The organism is Tropicibacter naphthalenivorans (assembly GCF_900176475.1).
GTDB classification, from domain to species: Bacteria; Pseudomonadota; Alphaproteobacteria; order Rhodobacterales; family Rhodobacteraceae; genus Tropicibacter; species Tropicibacter naphthalenivorans.
In genome coordinates, this window is sequence record NZ_FWXX01000002.1 from 476,449 (window position 1) to 492,918 (window position 16,470).

16 protein-coding genes are annotated in these 16,470 nt (G+C 63.2%); 7 read left to right on the plus strand and 9 right to left on the minus strand.

Annotated elements, in window-relative coordinates:
• The first annotated feature begins 239 nt into the window (after positions 1–239).
• Positions 240–2,357 (plus strand): DUF642 domain-containing protein, encoded by a 2,118-nt coding sequence (locus tag B9A11_RS06580; protein WP_143595812.1) that lies wholly within the window; start codon positions 240–242, stop codon positions 2,355–2,357.
• 219 nt (positions 2,358–2,576) lie between these two features.
• On the plus strand, positions 2,577–3,326 hold the full coding sequence (locus B9A11_RS06585) for a hypothetical protein (RefSeq protein ID WP_058246690.1): 750 nt from the start codon (positions 2,577–2,579) through the stop codon (positions 3,324–3,326).
• A 56-nt stretch (positions 3,327–3,382) separates the two neighbouring features.
• On the opposite strand, the gene B9A11_RS06590 is transcribed toward B9A11_RS06585, so the two are convergent.
• From B9A11_RS06590 to B9A11_RS06610, 5 genes are all read right to left on the minus strand, one after another.
• Positions 3,383–4,159: an enoyl-CoA hydratase-related protein gene (locus tag B9A11_RS06590; protein WP_058246689.1), complete on the minus strand. Its 777-nt coding sequence runs from the start codon at positions 4,157–4,159 to the stop codon at positions 3,383–3,385.
• Positions 4,160–4,285: 126 nt separating this feature from the next.
• Entirely contained in the window at positions 4,286–4,750 is a 465-nt protein-coding gene (locus tag B9A11_RS06595; RefSeq protein ID WP_186009179.1) for a cytochrome c-type biogenesis protein, read from the minus strand.
• 17 nt (positions 4,751–4,767) lie between these two features.
• Complete coding sequence (locus B9A11_RS06600; RefSeq protein WP_058246688.1) at positions 4,768–6,735, minus strand: heme lyase CcmF/NrfE family subunit; 1,968 nt, start codon at positions 6,733–6,735, stop codon at positions 4,768–4,770.
• A 147-nt stretch (positions 6,736–6,882) separates the two neighbouring features.
• Positions 6,883–7,422, minus strand: coding sequence for a holin family protein (locus tag B9A11_RS06605; RefSeq protein ID WP_058246687.1), 540 nt, complete (start codon positions 7,420–7,422; stop codon positions 6,883–6,885).
• Positions 7,413–8,036 carry a holin-associated N-acetylmuramidase gene (locus tag B9A11_RS06610; protein WP_234988748.1) on the minus strand — a complete coding sequence of 208 codons (624 nt, stop codon included), beginning with the start codon at positions 8,034–8,036 and terminating at the stop codon, positions 7,413–7,415. Before B9A11_RS06610 ends, B9A11_RS06605 begins: the two co-directional genes overlap by 10 nt.
• Positions 8,037–8,135: 99 nt before the next feature.
• Here B9A11_RS06610 and B9A11_RS06615 point away from each other — a divergent pair, with 99 nt between their 5' ends.
• Positions 8,136–8,552, plus strand: a complete 417-nt coding sequence (locus B9A11_RS06615; RefSeq protein ID WP_058246686.1) for a cupin domain-containing protein — start codon at positions 8,136–8,138, stop codon at positions 8,550–8,552.
• A 195-nt stretch (positions 8,553–8,747) separates the two neighbouring features.
• On the plus strand, positions 8,748–9,245 hold the full coding sequence (locus tag B9A11_RS06620; protein WP_058246685.1) for a DUF1097 domain-containing protein: 498 nt from the start codon (positions 8,748–8,750) through the stop codon (positions 9,243–9,245).
• Positions 9,246–9,313: 68 nt separating this feature from the next.
• Here B9A11_RS06620 and B9A11_RS06625 read toward each other — a convergent pair whose 3' ends face one another.
• The 4 genes from B9A11_RS06625 to zwf form a co-directional block, all read right to left on the minus strand.
• Positions 9,314–9,838: a PRC-barrel domain-containing protein gene (locus tag B9A11_RS06625; RefSeq protein WP_083499776.1), complete on the minus strand. Its 525-nt coding sequence runs from the start codon at positions 9,836–9,838 to the stop codon at positions 9,314–9,316.
• A 100-nt stretch (positions 9,839–9,938) separates the two neighbouring features.
• The gene (gene pgi / locus B9A11_RS06630) at positions 9,939–11,528 is read right to left on the minus strand and encodes a glucose-6-phosphate isomerase (protein ID WP_268811235.1); all 1,590 of its coding nucleotides are present in this window, start codon (positions 11,526–11,528) and stop codon (positions 9,939–9,941) included.
• An 11-nt stretch (positions 11,529–11,539) separates the two neighbouring features.
• The gene (gene pgl, locus B9A11_RS06635) at positions 11,540–12,217 is read right to left on the minus strand and encodes a 6-phosphogluconolactonase (protein ID WP_058246683.1); all 678 of its coding nucleotides are present in this window, start codon (positions 12,215–12,217) and stop codon (positions 11,540–11,542) included.
• Positions 12,214–13,668, minus strand: coding sequence for a glucose-6-phosphate dehydrogenase (gene zwf, locus B9A11_RS06640; RefSeq protein ID WP_058246682.1), 1,455 nt, complete (start codon positions 13,666–13,668; stop codon positions 12,214–12,216). The genes pgl and zwf overlap by 4 nt, the downstream gene beginning before the upstream one ends.
• A 193-nt stretch (positions 13,669–13,861) precedes the next feature.
• Between zwf and B9A11_RS06645 the strand changes: the two genes are divergently transcribed.
• The 3 genes from B9A11_RS06645 to B9A11_RS06655 all read left to right on the plus strand — a co-directional run bounded on the left by B9A11_RS06645 (position 13,862) and on the right by B9A11_RS06655 (position 16,409).
• Positions 13,862–14,809: a radical SAM protein gene (locus B9A11_RS06645; RefSeq protein WP_058246681.1), complete on the plus strand. Its 948-nt coding sequence runs from the start codon at positions 13,862–13,864 to the stop codon at positions 14,807–14,809.
• Between the two features lie 193 nt (positions 14,810–15,002).
• Entirely contained in the window at positions 15,003–15,944 is a 942-nt protein-coding gene (locus tag B9A11_RS06650) for a nucleoside hydrolase (RefSeq protein ID WP_058246680.1), read from the plus strand.
• Positions 15,945–15,962: 18 nt separating this feature from the next.
• Positions 15,963–16,409 (plus strand): GNAT family N-acetyltransferase, encoded by a 447-nt coding sequence (locus B9A11_RS06655; RefSeq protein ID WP_058246679.1) that lies wholly within the window; start codon positions 15,963–15,965, stop codon positions 16,407–16,409.
• Positions 16,410–16,470 lie beyond the last annotated feature (61 nt).

A 16,470-nucleotide genomic window follows, 5' to 3' on the forward strand; every position in this document is an offset into this window, starting at 1 on the left:
CTGGGCGTCGCCGTTCAGAATTTGGGCATCCCTGCCCCATTTTCCCCGTTCCAAACCGTGAACAATTCTTTAACAGTCGTTTTAATTGTCTCAATGCGAAATGGGTTCCCTCCTGAATTGAGGCCCAAATACGGCGGAAACAATACGTTTCCACAAAAAGGCGCGCAATTACGGCAAGTTGGAGGCATTAACGTCTCAAGCAAGTCAAATTTACGCCCCCTTTTACGAGGATCCCCACAATGTCTACTGGTCAGAACACTGAAATTCTTCTTGGTTGCGATCCGCAAGTTCGTGTCGTTGTTATCGAGGACGCTGGCGCTCTGGTTATGCAGGTCTTTGCCGAGGATCCCGCCGCCGTCGATATGGACGCGCTGTTCTTTAACCTGACCGATGACGCGGTTGCGACCAACATCAACGTGTGGCCGGTCGTGAACGACGGCCAGAACATCACCGGCTTTGACGTGGCCGTCGGCCAGCTGGCGTCGATGGACAGCGGTGTGCAGATCCAGGAAGCCTATGACGTACGCGTTCAGTTCGGCGAATTCCCGGACACCTCCTGGGGCGACATCGACCAGGCCGGCTTTACCCTGTGGGTCGAAGGCGACGCGCCGCTGACCGCGGACAGCATCGACCTGACCAACATGACCTGCGTCGTGAACTCTGACGGGTCCGACAACACCGGCCTCGCGCTGACCGGCGGTCTGGGCAACACCGGCGACGACACCACCATGATCTACGAAACCAGCACCGTGCTGACCGAAGATTTCAACGGTGGCTCGCATTGCGCCACCGGCAGCAACACCGTCACGCACAACGACTGGGCGCAGACCTGGGGCGGCGAGCTGATGACCTCTGGCTGGCATGACGGCGCGGTGCAGTTGGCCCCGGTCGAAAGCGACGGCGCCGTCACCCTGTCCTTTGACATCCGCGCAGAAAACGCCTGGGCGTTTGAAAGCTCGGGCGCAGGCGCGGACCGCCTCGACGTGCAGGTCCGTCTGGACAACGGCGACTGGGTCACGCTGGACACCTTTATCGTCAACGAGCACACCGACACCTTCACCGGGTCGGAAACCGGCCAGACCTTTGGCTGCCAGTCGACCACGCTGACCTACTCGGGCGGCGTTCTGGATGGCGTCACCGGCACCGCCGAGTTCCGCATCGTGTCCGACATCACCGCCTGCGATGAGAAAATCTACATCGACGACGTGCAGATCACCGCGACCGAAGCCATCGAAGTGTCCCCCGAGGGCACCGTGGCCGTGGCCGAGGATGACTTCGAAGGCATCCACTACGCCAACGACTCTGACCTCGTGGACTACACCCACGACTGGGACATCCAGAACGGCGAGCTACAAACCGACGGCCGCGACGATGGCCAGATCTGGTTCGAAACCGTGGATGTAGACGGCGACGCCGCGATCTCCATCGACGCCCGCGCCCCGCACACCGAGTACTTCGAGGACGGGGGCTGCTACGGCGACAGCCTCGATGTCTGGGCGCTGGTCGACAACTACAACTGGGTCCACCTCGACACCTTTGTGGTCAACGCCGAAGGCACCGCGCTGGTTGGCTCCAACACCGGTCAGGAAATCACCGCCGAGAGCGACACCCTGACCTGGACCGCAGGTCTGGAAGATGCGGACAGCGTCATGCTCTACATGGACTCGAAAATCTCGGGCGCGGAAGAGGAGATCTTCTTTGACAACCTCACCATCTCCGAGGCGGTCGACCTGCCGCTGGACGGCGACGACATTCTGACCAACGGCTCCTTCGAAAGCGGCGTCGCCGCGGGCCACGTGAACATGAACGCCTCGGTCGAGGGCTGGCAGTCCGACACCGGCATCGAAGGCTGGGGTACCGGCTTTGAACATCAGGCAGCGTCCGAAGGCCAGTCCTTTATCGAGCTGGACCGCAACGCTGACGCGCACCAGGTGGACAACATCTATCAGGACGTGCAGACCGAAGAAGGCGAGACCTACCAGCTGTCGCTGGACGTGGCGCAGCGCTTCCACGGCGAGACCGACAGCGTCGAGATCTACTGGAACAACGAGCTGGTCGACACCGTTTCGCCCGATGGCGAAGACTGGGAAACCTTCACCGTGGACGTCACCGGCACCGGCGGTCTGGACCGTCTGGAGTTCCGCGAGCTGGCCTCCGAGAACGACTCGACCGGCCCGCTGCTGGACAACGTCTCGCTGGTTGGCGGCTCTGACGCGGGCGATGCGACCTGCGGCCAGTACGAGGTCACCTACGACGAGCTGGTGAACAAGCAGCTGACCGACGAAGAGATCGACGCACTGCTGGGCAACACCGACGACGAAGAAGAGGCCGACCTGGTCGACGCCGCCTTCCCGTAATTTCAGCAAGACCGGCCCGGTGTTTTCGAATGCCGGGCCGTATTTATGGCGAGATTTGCGAAATTGGGGCGGAAACGCTCCGAATGAGGCATAGAATTGGACGGAAACAATGCGTTTCCCCAATTCATGCCTCATTTCGTTTGAATTGCCCAGATTTTGCCACAATTGGGCGACATTAAGGCATCAACAGGTGGGGGCCTGTTATACGGATGACCTAAAATGAGCTTCGGTTTCTTTTCCTTCAACTGCCTGTCCTTTATCGTTTCCCACAAATCCGACGTTTGTGTCCGTATCTCTGAAACCCAAGAGGGTGCGCTGAAATGCGACCTGAAGGTTTTGGACGCAGACAAGGCCTGCTCGCTCAAGAGCTTTTCCTGCGATTTCAAAGACCCCAGCCTGGCCGATGGCCTGAAGATTGACGGCGACGACGTGTCGGGCGGCAAATGTGGCGGCAAGACCTTTGGCGACTGGGGGCGCAACAGCCACCGCGACCGCGACGAAGACCGCGATTGCGACCGGGACGGCGGGCGTCATGGCCGCCATGATCGCGACGACCGGGATCACGACCGCCACCACGATGACACCGACCGCGACTGCGGCTCCAAGTTCGACGGCGGCGAGGAGGGCTGCAAGGAAACCAGCTTTACCATTTCGCATCCCGACTGCGCGCTGAGCGTTCAGGACCTGTGCGGCATGGACTTTGACCTTTGCGTCACCGAAGAGGGCGAAGACGACGACACCGTCCTGTGCGCCGAACTGCCCGAGGCCGAAGAGACCATCGAATTCGAACAATCCACCGAGGAAGACCCGGCCGACGAAGCCGATGATGCGGATGATGCGGATGACGCCGACGAGATCACCGCCGACGACATCCCCTATGTCGACATGACAGAGGACGAGCGCGCCGCCATGGCGCAGGCTGATGACAACGCCGCCGAAGAGGCCGACCTGCCCGACTTCCTGCTCTAACGACAAAGGCCGGGTGTGATGCCCGGCCCCCTACTCTCTCTCGTCTCTCTGACGCTTTAGCGCCCTTCGTATTCCGCGGGGCGCTTTTGCATAAAGGCGACCACGCCCTCTTTGAAGTCGCGGGTCTTGCCGCATTCCCCTTGCAGCCGCGCCTCGACCGCCAGCTGTTCGTCCAGCGTATTGTCGAAAGAGCCCATCATCGCCTCTTTGACGCGGGCGTAGGCTTGGGTCGGGCCGTTGGCCAGATGGGCGGCGCGGCGGGCGATGTGGGCGGCAAAGCCTTCGTCCGGGACGGTCTCATAGATCATGCCCCAATCGCAGGCCTGTTTGGCGCTGATCTTGTCGGCAAACAACGCCGCGCCCATGGCCTTGGCCAGACCGACCTGGCGCGGCAGGAACCACGTCCCGCCCGCATCAGGGATCAGGCCGATGCGCGTAAACGCCTGAAGGAAAAAGGCACTTTCGGTGGCGATCACCACGTCGGCGGCCAGCGCAAGGTTCGCCCCCGCCCCCGCTGCCGCGCCATTGACGGCGGCAATCACCGGCACCGGGCAGTCGTACATCGCCTTGAGCATGGGCACGTATTCGTCGCGCAAAATACGCTCCAGATCGAGCTGCGTGGCATCTTCGCCGTTGCCCAGATCCTGCCCCGAGCAGAACGCCTTGCCCACGCCGGTCAGCACCACCACCCGCGCCTCGCGCCCGCCGCGCGCCACCGCATCGGTGATCTCGGCGCGCATTTGCGTGTTGAGCGCGTTCATCACATCGGGCCGGTTCAGCGTGACCGTGGCGATGTTGTTGTCCAGCGAATAGGTGATCGTGTCGTACTGCATGAAGGCCTCCCAAAGCGTTGGCCGCATGAAACACCGCGCCCGCGCAAAAGGCAAAGCGAAACGCGGCGTCACATGGGGAATGCTCTGGCGATTACTCTGGGCGGGAAACCCTTTGGCGCCCGCAGCTTAGCTCTTGAGGATTTCCTCAAGGCGTTTGCGTTCGTCGTCGGACAGGCCGGCCTCTGTGGGGGCGTCCGCCTTGGACCGTCGGCCCACGTAGACGATGCCCAGCCCTAGGGCGAGGATGAACATCAACGGCCCCGCCCCCCAGAGCAGCCAGTTCCAGCCGCCGGTCGTGGGCCGGAGCAAAACGAACTCGCCATAGCGCGCGACGATGTAATCTACCGCCTCTTCGTTGGTGTCGCCCGCGGTGATCCGCTCACGCACGAGGATGCGCAGATCGCGCGCCAGCGAGGCGTTGCTTTCGTCGATGCTTTCGTTCTGGCAGACCAGACAGCGCAAGCCCGCCGAGATTTCGCGCGCCCGCGCCTCTTCCGCAGGGTCGGCGAGCATTTCGTCCGGTTGCACGGCCAAGGCCGCGCCCGGCAAAGCCAGAGAGGCAACCACGGCGAGGGTTTTTATCAGGCGCATTGGGGCGTTTCCTTGTTTCATTCCGCAGGCACCGCCGAGGTCTTGGCCAATTTGCGCGCGCCTGCCGCCACGCGGTAGCGGCGGTCAGACAGGCTCAGCAAGCCGCCAAGCGCCATCAGGATCGAGCCGCCCCAGATCCAGTTTGCCAGCGGTTTGATATAAATCCGCATGACATAGCCGCCGTCATCCTGCGCATCGCCGATCACCACGTAAATGTCGCGCAGGAAGCGATAGTCGATGGACGCCTCAGTCGTGGGCATCTTGGCCACCGGGTAGTTGCGCTTTTCCGGGTAGAGATGCGCGATTTCGCCATTGTCCTGAACGACGCTGACCTCACCCATGGTCGAGAAATAGTTCGGCCCCTGCACCTGTTTGACGTCCAGCAGGGTAAATTCGTAATCGCCCACCGTCCACGGCTGGTTCAGCTGAACGGCGCGAATGTCCTCTTCCTGCCAAGCCATCAGGCCCGCGATCCCCAGCATGGTGATGCCCAGCCCCGCGTGCGCAACCGCCTTGCCCCAATCGGCGCGCGGCAGGCGCAGCAGACGCGCGTAATCGCGGCTTTGGCCGATGCGGCTGAGCAGGTCGACCACCGCGCCCGACACCAGCCAGGCGCCAAGGAACACGCCCACCGGCCCCAGCATCGACCGCCCGCCCTGCATGACCCAGACCAGCGCCAGCAGCGCGATCGACAGGGCAAAGGCCGGGGCGAGCGAGCGCAGCACCCGGCCCAGCTTGCCGCGTTTCCAGCCGATCATCGACCCGATGGGCAGCAGCAGACCCAACATGACCATGAAAGGCGTAAACGCCATGTTAAAGAACGGCGCACCAACCGACAGCTTGCGATCCCAGATCATCTCGGCCACCAGCGGCCAGATCGTGCCGACAAAGACGACAAAGGCCGCGACCGCCAGCAGGATGTTGTTGGCGACCAGCGCGCTCTCGCGGCTGACCACGCTGAACACGCCCTTGGCCTCCATCGCGCTGGCGCGGACGGCGTACAGGGTCAGCGCCCCGCCGGTAAAGAACACGAGGATCATCAAGATGAACACGCCGCGTTCCGGGTCGTTGGCGAACGCGTGGACCGAGGTCAGCACGCCCGAGCGCACGATGAATGTCCCGATGAGCGAAAAGCCAAAAGCCAAGATCGCCAGCAGCACCGTCCAGCTTTTCAAGGCTTCACGCTTTTCCACAACGATGGCGGAATGCAGCAGCGCGGCGGCAAACAGCCACGGCATAAAGGACGCGTTTTCCACCGGGTCCCAGAACCAGAAGCCGCCCCAGCCCAGCTCATAGTAGGCCCACCATGACCCCAGCGCGATGCCGATGGTCAGGAACATCCACGCCGCCAGCGTCCACGGCCGCACCCAGCGCGCCCAGGCAGCATCGACGCGCCCTTCGATCAGGGCGGCGACAGCAAAGCTGAAGCAGATGCTCAGGCCGACGTAGCCGAGGTACAAGAACGGCGGGTGAAACGCGAGACCGGGGTCCTGAAGCAGCGGGTTGAGGTCTTGGCCATCAAACGGCGGCACCGACATGCGCAGGAAGGGATTCGAGGTAAACAGGATAAAGGCGAAAAAGGCCGCGCCAACCGACGCCTGAATCGCCAGCACCCGCGCCTTGAGCGTCGGGGGCAGATTCCCGCCAAACCAAGCGGCCATGGCGCCGAACAGCGCGAGGATCAAAACCCACAGCAGCATCGACCCTTCGTGGTTGCCCCAAACGCCGCTGATCTTGTACAGCATCGGCTTGGCCGAATGGCTGTTCAAATAGACCAGGCGCAAAGAAAAGTCAGACACAACAAAGGCATAGGTCAGCGCCGCAAAGCTCGCCCCGACCAGAAAGAACTGCAAACTGGCGGCAGGTTCGGCCACGGCCATCCAGCCCGGCCAGCGTTTGTGCGCCCCGATCAACGGGACAACCATTTGGACGAGGCTCACCAGAAAGGCGAGGATGAGGGCGAAGTGACCGAGCTCTGTAATCATGGCCCGGTTATAGATGCAGCTTAGTTAAGGGCCAATGATTTTCCGGCCCGCGCGGTGTTCACATTGTCGCAATCAAATCCGGTTTTACGAATACGTAAGGAAAAAGGGCGGGAAAGCCCCGCCCTGTCTTGATCCGTTTGCCAGATTTTAACGCCCCGCGCGCCAATCTGCGAGCGCGGGGTTACTCTGAGCCTCTGGCGCGTCTGGCTCTGGCGTCACATCCCGCAAGGATTCGACGTTTTTCACCGTCCGCACCACCTGCGGCACGGCAGCCATGGTCTCGGCCAGTTCACGCTGGAAGTCTTGGCCTTTGGCCTGATGCCGCGCCCCAAAATAGAAGGAGACGATTGCCGCCAACAACCACCACAACGGCTCTGGCACCAGGGCAATCCCCGCCATGCGCGCCGCGAACCACACCGGGTCGACCATCGCCGCGATGAACAGCCCCAACGTCCCCAAGGCCATCGCCGGGCGCGGGACGCGGTTGAGTGCGTCCATGAAGCGGTCAAACCAGCCCCGCTGCGTCAGGCGGAACTCGCCGCCAAACTGCTGCAAGGCCGCGCTTTGCATCTGGTGAGCGCGCTGCGCATCGGCTTCGGCATTGATCCGGAACACCTCTGCGGTTTCGGCGACCACGTTGCGACCAGACCCAAAGATCACGCCAAGAATACGTTCGATCACCCCCATGCCGCGACCCGAGCGTCGAACTCGGCCTCCGACAGGTGATACCGGGGCGAAATGAACTCTTCGGCGCGCTTGATCCAGCCTCCTTTGCCGCCCGCCCGCGTGCGCGCGTATTTGCGCGAGGCCGGGCGACGGTCCGCAATGCCGAAGTAATAGTTGCGCCGCGCGATGCCGTAGGCATCAACGATATGCGACGGCGCCTTGGCCGCCGCTGCCTTGGCCGACGCGATGGTCTGCGGGCCGATGACCCCGTCGACCGAGGCCGCCTCGCCCATGTCGTTCAGCAAGCGCTGAAGGATCTTCACCGCGTTCGCCCCGGCGTTCACGTACATGTCGAACACCGTCTCGTGCAAAGCCTCGGGCAGCTCTGCGATACGCGGTTTCACATAGTAATGCTGCAAGAAAATCTCGACCGCGTGGGTACGGGTGATCTTGCGCACGTCCTCGGCGTCGATGCGCCCGTCGCCGGTCAGGTCCAGCCCCAGCCGTCGCATGGTGTGGATCGTCACGCCATATTTCGTCGCCCCGCCCGGATCGTCCGGGTCGTTGACATAGCCGCCCTCTCGGGCGACGATTTCTTCGGCCATCTGCCGAACGCGTTCTGCAATTGCCGCCATGTTTGCCTCCTGCTCGAAGCGGTTGAACGGCCAAAGTTTGCAAATGAGGTGTTAACGGCCCCTCGCCCCGCCGTGCGCCGCCCTTAAGAAAGTCTGAACATGACCGCTGATGAGATCATCGCCCTGCTCGATCTGGCCCCCCATCCCGAGGGCGGGCACTATCGCCAGACCTGGATGGACGACGCGCAGCCGCGGGCGGCGGGCACCTGTATTTACTTCCTGCTCAAGGGTGGTGAGCGCAGCCATTGGCACCGCGTCGATGCCGCCGAGATCTGGCACTATTACGCGGGCGCGCCGCTGACGCTGTCGCTGTCTGAAACGGGTGCCGGGCCGCGCGCGGACCTGACGCTGGGCCCCGATCTGGCGACCGGGCAGCGGCCCCAATTGATCGTGCCGACGGGGCACTGGCAGGCGGCCCAAAGCCTTGGCGATTGGACGCTGGTGGGCTGCACAGTGTCCCCCGGTTTCCAGTTTTCGGGATTCGAATTGGCCCCCGAGGGGTTCGACATTCCTTAACGCGCCCAAAATTTGGGCAGTTGAAAGACTTCAAGAACAACACCCAAGCTCCTGAAACTGCGCAACATTAATCAAGTCAACTCCGTTAAGGTAGAATAAATTAAGGTCTCATTCTCAAGATTTCATCGCCGCTCTAGCGTCCACGGCATCGGCCAACGCCACCACGGCGGGCCGGACATTTTGGGAGGAAAATACATGAATTTGATCAACGCGCTGGCGATCTCGATCGGCCTTTTGGCCGCGCTCGCCACTTGGGTTTGCCTTGGCAACGGGGCGGGCCTGCACGTCTGGGCGCTGTTCGTCGGCTGGGGCAGCTTTTACCACACAGGCGGCGGCACCGACGGGCTGACCAAATCGGCCATCAACCACATCTGGGGCGCGGTTGTGGCGACCCTTGCGCTGGTCGTCGTGGGCACCGTGGGCGGCTCTGTGGTGGTGACCTCGGCCATCGTCGGTGCGTCGGTCGTGGCGCTGGTCTTGGGCGCGCATATCCCCGCCCTGTCGACCATCCCGGCGGCCGTTTACGGCTATGCCTCGACGGCGGCGTTTTGCCTGCTGTCGGGCGTCGCGATTGGCGACATCACCGCCGTCGCCACCGCTGCGGCCATGGTTGTCGCCTCGCTGATCCTTGGCAACATCTTTGGTTTCGTCAGCGAAAAGCTGGCCGGCATGATGGCCAAGTCCGAGGCGTAAACCCCCGGCACAAAACGCAAAAAGGCCCGGGCGCACACCCGGGCCAATCTTGGCTAAACCGTCAAGGGTTAGTTCCAAAAGCCTTCATCGACGCCTTCCATGGCCTTGAGTTCTTCGAGCGTGTAGGACACGACGATCGAGTAGGATGCATCGTCCACCGGCACCAGCATGGCATTACTGACGGGGATCATCACGTGCTTGTCACCGATGTCCAGAAAGCCGCCAACCTCGGCCACGATGCCCTTGAAAGAGCCGTCAGCGGCCAGAACGATGTCCTCGATTTCACCCACGGCGTCCCAGCTGTCGTCCACGGAGTCGAACATCATGTTGCCCCAGTCGGCCACGGCGTCGGTCGATTCCGTCATGGTGTAGACGGTGCCACCGGTGATGTCGCGGGTGCGGATCAGCTTGGGGTCGCTGCCCATATCCATATCAGCGGCCGCCATGTCATCGACTTCGGGCTGCGCCGGGCGCATCTCGGCTTCGTCGGTCTGGTCCATTTTCATCATACCGTCAGTGGCGGCATGGCTTTCGGCCAGGGCAACAACAGGGATCAGGGCGGCGGCGGCGGCGGTCATCATAAAGCGGTTCATGTGCGATCTCCTTTTCGCGTTTGATCTGCTTGGGCAACTCGTGCCGGACCGTCGCCGTTCCCTTTCTTTTTAAAGTTTATTTTTTGGTTTGGCCGGAACCTTAGCGCGCTTGGTGCGTATGCACGAACCGCAAAAGTTGCGCGGTCGAGCCGTCTTTGCCTTGCACGGGTGCCTCGCCCGTGACCAGCGGGCCAAGCGCGGTCGCCAGCTCTTTGCCCAGCTCGACACCCCATTGGTCATAAGAGTTGATCCCAAGGATCACCCCTTCGACAAAGACGCGGTGTTCGTACAAGGCGATGATCTTGCCCAGCGTTTGAGGGTCGAGCTGGTCGTAGATCAAGGTCGTCGAAGGCCGGTTGCCGGGGAAGACGCGGTGGCGCGCCTGCCGTTCCAGCTCGGCCCCTTCGAACTTGTCCGCCACCTTAGCGCGCGCCTCGTCCAAGGTCCGCCCGCGCATCAGCGCCTCGGACTGGGCAAGGCAGTTGGCAACCAGCAGATCGTGGTGGTGTTTGAGGTCAGGCTCGTGCCCGCGCGCCGCGACAAGGAACTCACACGGCACAACCCGCGTCCCTTGGTGGATCAGCTGGTAAAAGGCGTGCTGGCCGTTGGTGCCCGGCTCGCCCCAGACCACGGGGCCGGAATGATACGGCAGGTCCGCGCCGTCCATGCTCACGCCCTTGCCGTTGCTCTCCATCTCCAGCTGTTGCAGGTAGGCGGGCAGCCGCGCGAGGCGGTTGTCATAGGGCAGCACGGCGCGGGTGGCATGGCCCAGCACCTGATTGTGCCACAGCCCGACCAAGGCCAGCGCGACCGGCATATTCTCTGCCATGGGGGCGGTGACGAAATGGCGGTCCATCGCCTCGCCCCCCTTCAGGAAAGCGCGGAAATCCTCGGGGCCGATGGCGATCATCAGCGACAGGCCGATGGGCCCCCACATGGAATAGCGCCCGCCGACCCAGTCTTCGAAGCCAAAGACCCGCTCCGCCGGGATGCCGAACTCGCCTGCCTTGGCCACGTTGGACGACAGCGCAATGAACTTGCCCGCGTCGCTGACGCCCTGCGCGGCGAGCCAATCCTTGGCGGTTTGCGCGTTGGTCATGGTCTCGATGGTGGTGAACGTCTTGGACGCCACGATAAATATGGTCGTCGCCGGGTCGCATTTGGCCAGCGTGTCGGCAATGTCCGCCCCGTCGACGTTGGACACGAAATGGCAGCGCGGCCCGTCGTGAAAGGGCGCAAGCGCCAGCACACCCATGGCCGGCCCAAGGTCAGAGCCACCGATGCCGATGTTCACCACATCCGTGACGTCGCTATCGCGCACGATCTGCGCCAAGCTTTCCATCCGGCTGAGGGTCTCCAGCACCTCGGGCATGACATCCTTGCCATCCACCAGCACCGGACGCGCCTCGAGGTTGCGCAGCGCGGTGTGCAAGACGGCGCGGCCTTCGGTTTCGTTGATCTTTTGCCCGGCGAACATGGCGTCGCGTTTGGCGGCGACCCCGGCTTGATCGGCAACCTCCAGCAGGGCGTCATAAATCGGCGCGTCGATCTGCGTTTTGGAGAAGTCGAACAGCATCCCCAGCGCACTCAGCGAATAGGCGGCGGCGCGGTCGGGGTCAGCAAAAAGCGCCTCGATCCGGCGATCGCCAAGGCCCGCCGCTTTGGATTTCAGGTCGTCCCACATGGGCAGTCTCCGTCGGTTTAAGCGGCCCAGTGGACCTTGGCACCGTCAAGGACGGCGTTGATGGGGGCGTCGTGCACGGACAGGCCACGCGCGCTTTCCAGCGCCTCGCGTTTCTCTGCGCCAAAGATCAGCACGTGTTTGGCCAGCGCCCCGTTCAGCACCGGCGCCGACAGGGTGATACGCGGCTCGGGCGCACCCGGCGCGCGCATCGCCAGCAAGGTCGGCGCGTCATGGGCCAGCGCCGCGTCCAGCTGATCGGCGCCGGGGAACAGCGACGCGGTATGGCGATCCGCGCCCATCCCCAGCAGCAAAACCGCCAGCGGCAGTTCCTCTTCGATGGGTTTGGCCAGCTCGGCCAGCGCGTCGTCCGGTTCCGGATAGGGGGCGTACAATGGCAGATAACGGGCGCTTGCCGCACGATCCACCAGCAAACGCTGCCGCAAAAGCGCGGTATTGGACCGCTCGTGATCCTCGGGCACCCAGCGTTCGTCGTTCAGCAGAACGTCCACCCGCGCCCAATCCAGATCGGCGGCGCACAGGTCGTCAAAGATCGGCCCCGGCGAGGTCCCCCCCGGCACGGACAAGACCGCACGGTCGCTGTGCGACAAGGCCGTGCGCAGATCACCCGCCAGCTGGTTCGCCAGATCGATCACCAGCATCTCACGGTCGGGGTATTCGATGAACTCGTACGTCATCCCTTGATCTCCCGCCACTTGCGCCCGTCGCGGTGCATCAGCATCAAGGCATCCTCCGGCCCGCTTGATCCCGGCTCGTAGGGCTTGGGCACTTCGCCGCGCGCGGTCCAGCCTTCGATGATCGGATCGGTCCAGCGCCAGGCCGCCTCGACCTCGTCGCCGCGCATGAACAGCGTCTGGTTGCCCCGGATCACGTCCATGATCAGGCGCTCGTAGGCGTCCGGCACCTCTTCGGCATCCGGGCCCAGCGCCTCGGCAAAGGACATATCCAGCGGCACATCCAACAGGCGCATCCCGCCCGGCCCCGGTTCCTTGATGGTCACGCCCAGCGTCATCCCCTCGTTCGGCTGCAAGCGGATCACCAGCACGTTGGCGTGCCGTCCGGCTTCGGGCCCGAAAATAGAGTGCGGCGCATCCTTGAACACCACGGCAATCTCAGAGGTCCGCGCTTTGAGCTTTTTGCCGGTGCGCAGATAGAACGGCGTGTTCGCCCAGCGCCAGTTCGAGATATGCACCTTCATGGCGACAAAGCTCTCGGTGGTCGAACGCGGGTTTTCCACATGGGCGCGATAGCCCGGCTGGCTCTCGTCCGCCGCGTATTGCCCGCGCACGATGTGGTGATAATCCACCGGGTCCAGCGCGCGAATAACCTTGAGCTTTTCGTCGCGCACCGCGTCGGGTTCAAAGCGCGCGGGCGGCTCCATCGCGATCAGGCAGAGCAGCTGCATCAGGTGGTTCTGCACCATGTCGCGCATCGCCCCCGAGGTATCATAGTAACCGCCGCGCCCGCCCACATCGACGGTCTCGGCCACGGTGATCTGGATGTGATCAACGTATTGCGAATTCCACAGCGGCTCGAACAGCATATTGCCAAAGCGCACCGCCATGAGGTTCTGCACCGTTTCCTTCCCAAGGTAGTGGTCGATGCGGTAAATCTGCGTCTCGTCAAAGTGCTGCGCCAGCGTGGCGTTCAGCGCCCGCGCGCTGGCCAGATCCTTGCCAAAGGGCTTTTCAACCACCACCCGGCTGTCATCATCGGCCAAACCAAAGCTGCGCAGCCGTTCCGCGATATCGCCAAACAAACTGGGCGCAACCGAGAAGTAAAACGCCCGGACAAAGCCGCTCCGCAGCCGTTCTTTCAGCTCGCCCCAACCGCCGTCGCCCTTGGCGTCCACGGTGACATAGCCGATGCGCGTCAGGAAATCGTCCAGCGTGCCGTCCTCACAAGAGCGCCCGCCGCCGAACTCGCGGATCGCCTCGGCGACCATCTCGCGAAAGCCCGCGTCATCCATGTCAGAGCGCGCAGCCCCGGTGATCCGCGCCTCTTCGGGCATCTGCCCCGAACAAAAGCGGCGGAACAGCCCCGGCAGGATCTTGCGCCGGGCCAAATCGCCGGTTGCACCGAAAATGACCAGATCAAAGGGGTCCACCGGGATGACTCGAGATACCATGCTGCGGGCCTTTCCATTGGTTGCGCAGCGCAAGTTAGCGCTAACGAAGTCTCACTGATTGGGCATTTACCCGAGTTTCGAGCAGGAGTCTAACACCCAATTTCGCCTTCACAATGGTGTGGGCGGTATTCTTTGGTCTGGTCAGGGCAATTTCCTTTGGCTACCCAATCCTTAGGCAAGCAAGGGAAAAGACATGAAAGACAGCGCCCCCGCCAACCTTGGCAAATTCCAGGACCCCAAAGTCACCGCCAAAGGCGAGCCGCGCGCCAATGTCGCCCTAAGCAATCCGCAAACACTTTGGTTCAACACCGGGACGCTGTGCAACATCGAATGCGCCAATTGCTACATCGACAGCAGCCCGGAAAATGACGCGCTGGTCTATCTGACCGCCGACGAGGTGGACAGCTACCTCGACCAACTCTCAGAGCGCAACTGGGGGGTGCGCGAAATCGGCTTTACCGGCGGCGAGCCCTTTATGAACCCGGCGATGATCGACATGGCCGAGCGCGCCCTGTCCCGTGGCTACGAGGTGCTGATCCTCACCAACGCCATGCGCCCGATGATGCGCCCGCGCGTGCGTGCCGGTCTTGAACGCCTCCATGCTGCCTACGGCGACAAACTGACCCTGCGCATCTCCGTCGATCACCACAGCGCCGAGTATCACGACACCGAGCGGGGCGTTGGCACCTTTGACAAAACGATCGAGGGGATGCGCTGGCTGCGCGATACCGGCATCCAAATGGCCGTGGCAGGCCGCACCATGTGGCACGAAACCGAAAGCGACAGCCGCAAAGGCTACGCCACGCTTTTTGAGGCCGAAGGCTTTGCCATCGACGCCCACAACCCCGCCATGACGGTGCTCTTTCCCGAAATGGACACCTCGGTCGAAGTCCCGGAAATCACCACCGCCTGCTGGGGCATCCTGAACAAATCCCCCGACGACGTGATGTGCGCCTCCTCCCGCATGGTGGTCAAACGCAAAGGCGCGCAATCCCCCACGGTCCTCGCCTGCACCCTGCTCGCCTACGACCCACAGTTCGAACTGGGCGAAACACTGGCCGAGGCCGAAGCGGACGTCGCCCTCAACCACCCCCACTGCGCCAAGTTCTGCGTCCTCGGCGGCGCCAGTTGTTCAGCCTAAGCCCCCAATAATCCCCCCAAGCTTCTTCTCTTTGAAAATATCCCGGGGGAACGCCAAAGGCGTGGGGGCAGCGCCCCCCTTCTGCCCTACTGGCAGGCACCGGGCTCATCCTCCCACACCCAAGCCAACCATCCCGCTTGATCCCCCCGCGCGCCCGTGTCACCACCTAAACCAAACAACACGAGGCTTCCCCATGACTGCGCGCAAGATCATCATCGACACCGACCCCGGCCAGGACGACGCGGTCGCCATCCTCCTCGCGCTCGCCTCCCCCGAAGACCTCGACGTCCTCGGTCTCACCTGCGTCGCAGGCAACGTCCCTCTGAACCTCACCACCAGAAACGCCCGCATCGTCTGCGAACTGGCGGGCAAGCCCGAGACCCGCGTCTTTGCGGGCTGCGATGGGCCGATAGCCCGCAAGCTCGTCACCGCCGAACACGTCCACGGCAAGACCGGCCTTGACGGCCCTACCCTGCCAGAACCGACCATGCCGCTTCAGGACCAGCACGCCGTCGACTTCATCATCGACACCCTGCGCAATGAGCCCGCGAAAACCGTCACCCTATGCCCCCTCGGGCCCCTGACCAATATCGCCACCGCCCTGACCCGCGCCCCGGACATCGCCGAGCGCATTCAGGAAATCGTCCTCATGGGCGGGGCTTACTTCGAGGTCGGCAACATCACCCCCGCCGCCGAGTTCAACATCTATGTCGACCCCGAAGCGGCCAAGATCACCTTCGCCTGCGGTGCGCCCATCACCGTCATGCCGCTGGACGTCACGCACAAGGCGCTGGTCACCTCGCCGCGCAACGAAGCCTTCCGCGCCTTGGGCACCCGTGTCGGCACCGCTGTCGCCCAGATGACCGACTTCTTCGAGCGCTTCGATCTGGAAAAATACGGCTCCACCGGCGCGCCGCTGCACGACCCGTGCGTCACCGCCTACCTGATCGCCCCGCACCTCTTCCAGGGCCGCTTCATCAATGTCGAGATCGAAACCCAGTCCGAGCTGACCTTGGGCATGACCGTCGCCGACTGGTGGCGCGTCTCTGGCCGTGCGCCCAACGCCACCTTCATGGGCGACATCGACGCCGACCACTTCTTTGCCCTGCTGACAGAGCGCCTCGCGCGCCTCTGACCCCGGATCGGACCTTTTATGAAATCGCTCCACCTCGCCACAGCTGACGACGCGCCGAAACTCCTGGCCCTCGTGGCCGCCTTCCACAGCGAACAGGGCCACGAGATCACGCCCGAACACCAAGAGCACGCCATCCTGCCCCTGCTCGACGGCGCCCCCCACGGCGCAATCTGGCTGATCGGCCCGCGCAAATCCCCCGTGGGCTTTGTCGTGGTCACCTTTGGCTGGTCGCTGGAACTCGGCGGGCTCGAAGCGCATATCCCCGCGCTCTACATCCGCCCCGCCGTGCGCAAACGCGGCATGGGCGGCGAGGCCCTCGCAGGCATCTCCAAAGCCATGAGCGACGCCGGGGTCGCCGCGCTCCACCTGCGTATCCCACGCGACGATGAGGCCACCCAAAGGTTCTGCCAGCGCGCGCGCTTTGCCCCGCAAAAAGACACCCTCCTGCTCACCCGCCTGCTGTAGCGCGGGGGGCAGCGGGACGGCGGGCGGGGCGTGGTTCCGCAGGAACGAGCGCCGGACCGCC

Coding starts and splice junctions, on each gene's coding strand:
- B9A11_RS06580 (WP_143595812.1), top strand. CDS start 240: ATGTCTACTGGTCAGAACACTGAAATTCTTCTTGGTTGCGATCCGCAA.
- B9A11_RS06585 (WP_058246690.1), top strand. CDS start 2,577: ATGAGCTTCGGTTTCTTTTCCTTCAACTGCCTGTCCTTTATCGTTTCC.
- B9A11_RS06590 (WP_058246689.1), bottom strand. CDS start 4,159: ATGCAGTACGACACGATCACCTATTCGCTGGACAACAACATCGCCACG.
- B9A11_RS06595 (WP_186009179.1), bottom strand. CDS start 4,750: ATGCGCCTGATAAAAACCCTCGCCGTGGTTGCCTCTCTGGCTTTGCCG.
- B9A11_RS06600 (WP_058246688.1), bottom strand. CDS start 6,735: ATGATTACAGAGCTCGGTCACTTCGCCCTCATCCTCGCCTTTCTGGTG.
- B9A11_RS06605 (WP_058246687.1), bottom strand. CDS start 7,422: ATGGGGGTGATCGAACGTATTCTTGGCGTGATCTTTGGGTCTGGTCGC.
- B9A11_RS06610 (WP_234988748.1), bottom strand. CDS start 8,036: ATGGCGGCAATTGCAGAACGCGTTCGGCAGATGGCCGAAGAAATCGTC.
- B9A11_RS06615 (WP_058246686.1), top strand. CDS start 8,136: ATGACCGCTGATGAGATCATCGCCCTGCTCGATCTGGCCCCCCATCCC.
- B9A11_RS06620 (WP_058246685.1), top strand. CDS start 8,748: ATGAATTTGATCAACGCGCTGGCGATCTCGATCGGCCTTTTGGCCGCG.
- B9A11_RS06625 (WP_083499776.1), bottom strand. CDS start 9,838: ATGAACCGCTTTATGATGACCGCCGCCGCCGCCGCCCTGATCCCTGTT.
- pgl (WP_058246683.1), bottom strand. CDS start 12,217: ATGACGTACGAGTTCATCGAATACCCCGACCGTGAGATGCTGGTGATC.
- zwf (WP_058246682.1), bottom strand. CDS start 13,668: ATGGTATCTCGAGTCATCCCGGTGGACCCCTTTGATCTGGTCATTTTC.
- B9A11_RS06645 (WP_058246681.1), top strand. CDS start 13,862: ATGAAAGACAGCGCCCCCGCCAACCTTGGCAAATTCCAGGACCCCAAA.
- B9A11_RS06650 (WP_058246680.1), top strand. CDS start 15,003: ATGACTGCGCGCAAGATCATCATCGACACCGACCCCGGCCAGGACGAC.
- B9A11_RS06655 (WP_058246679.1), top strand. CDS start 15,963: ATGAAATCGCTCCACCTCGCCACAGCTGACGACGCGCCGAAACTCCTG.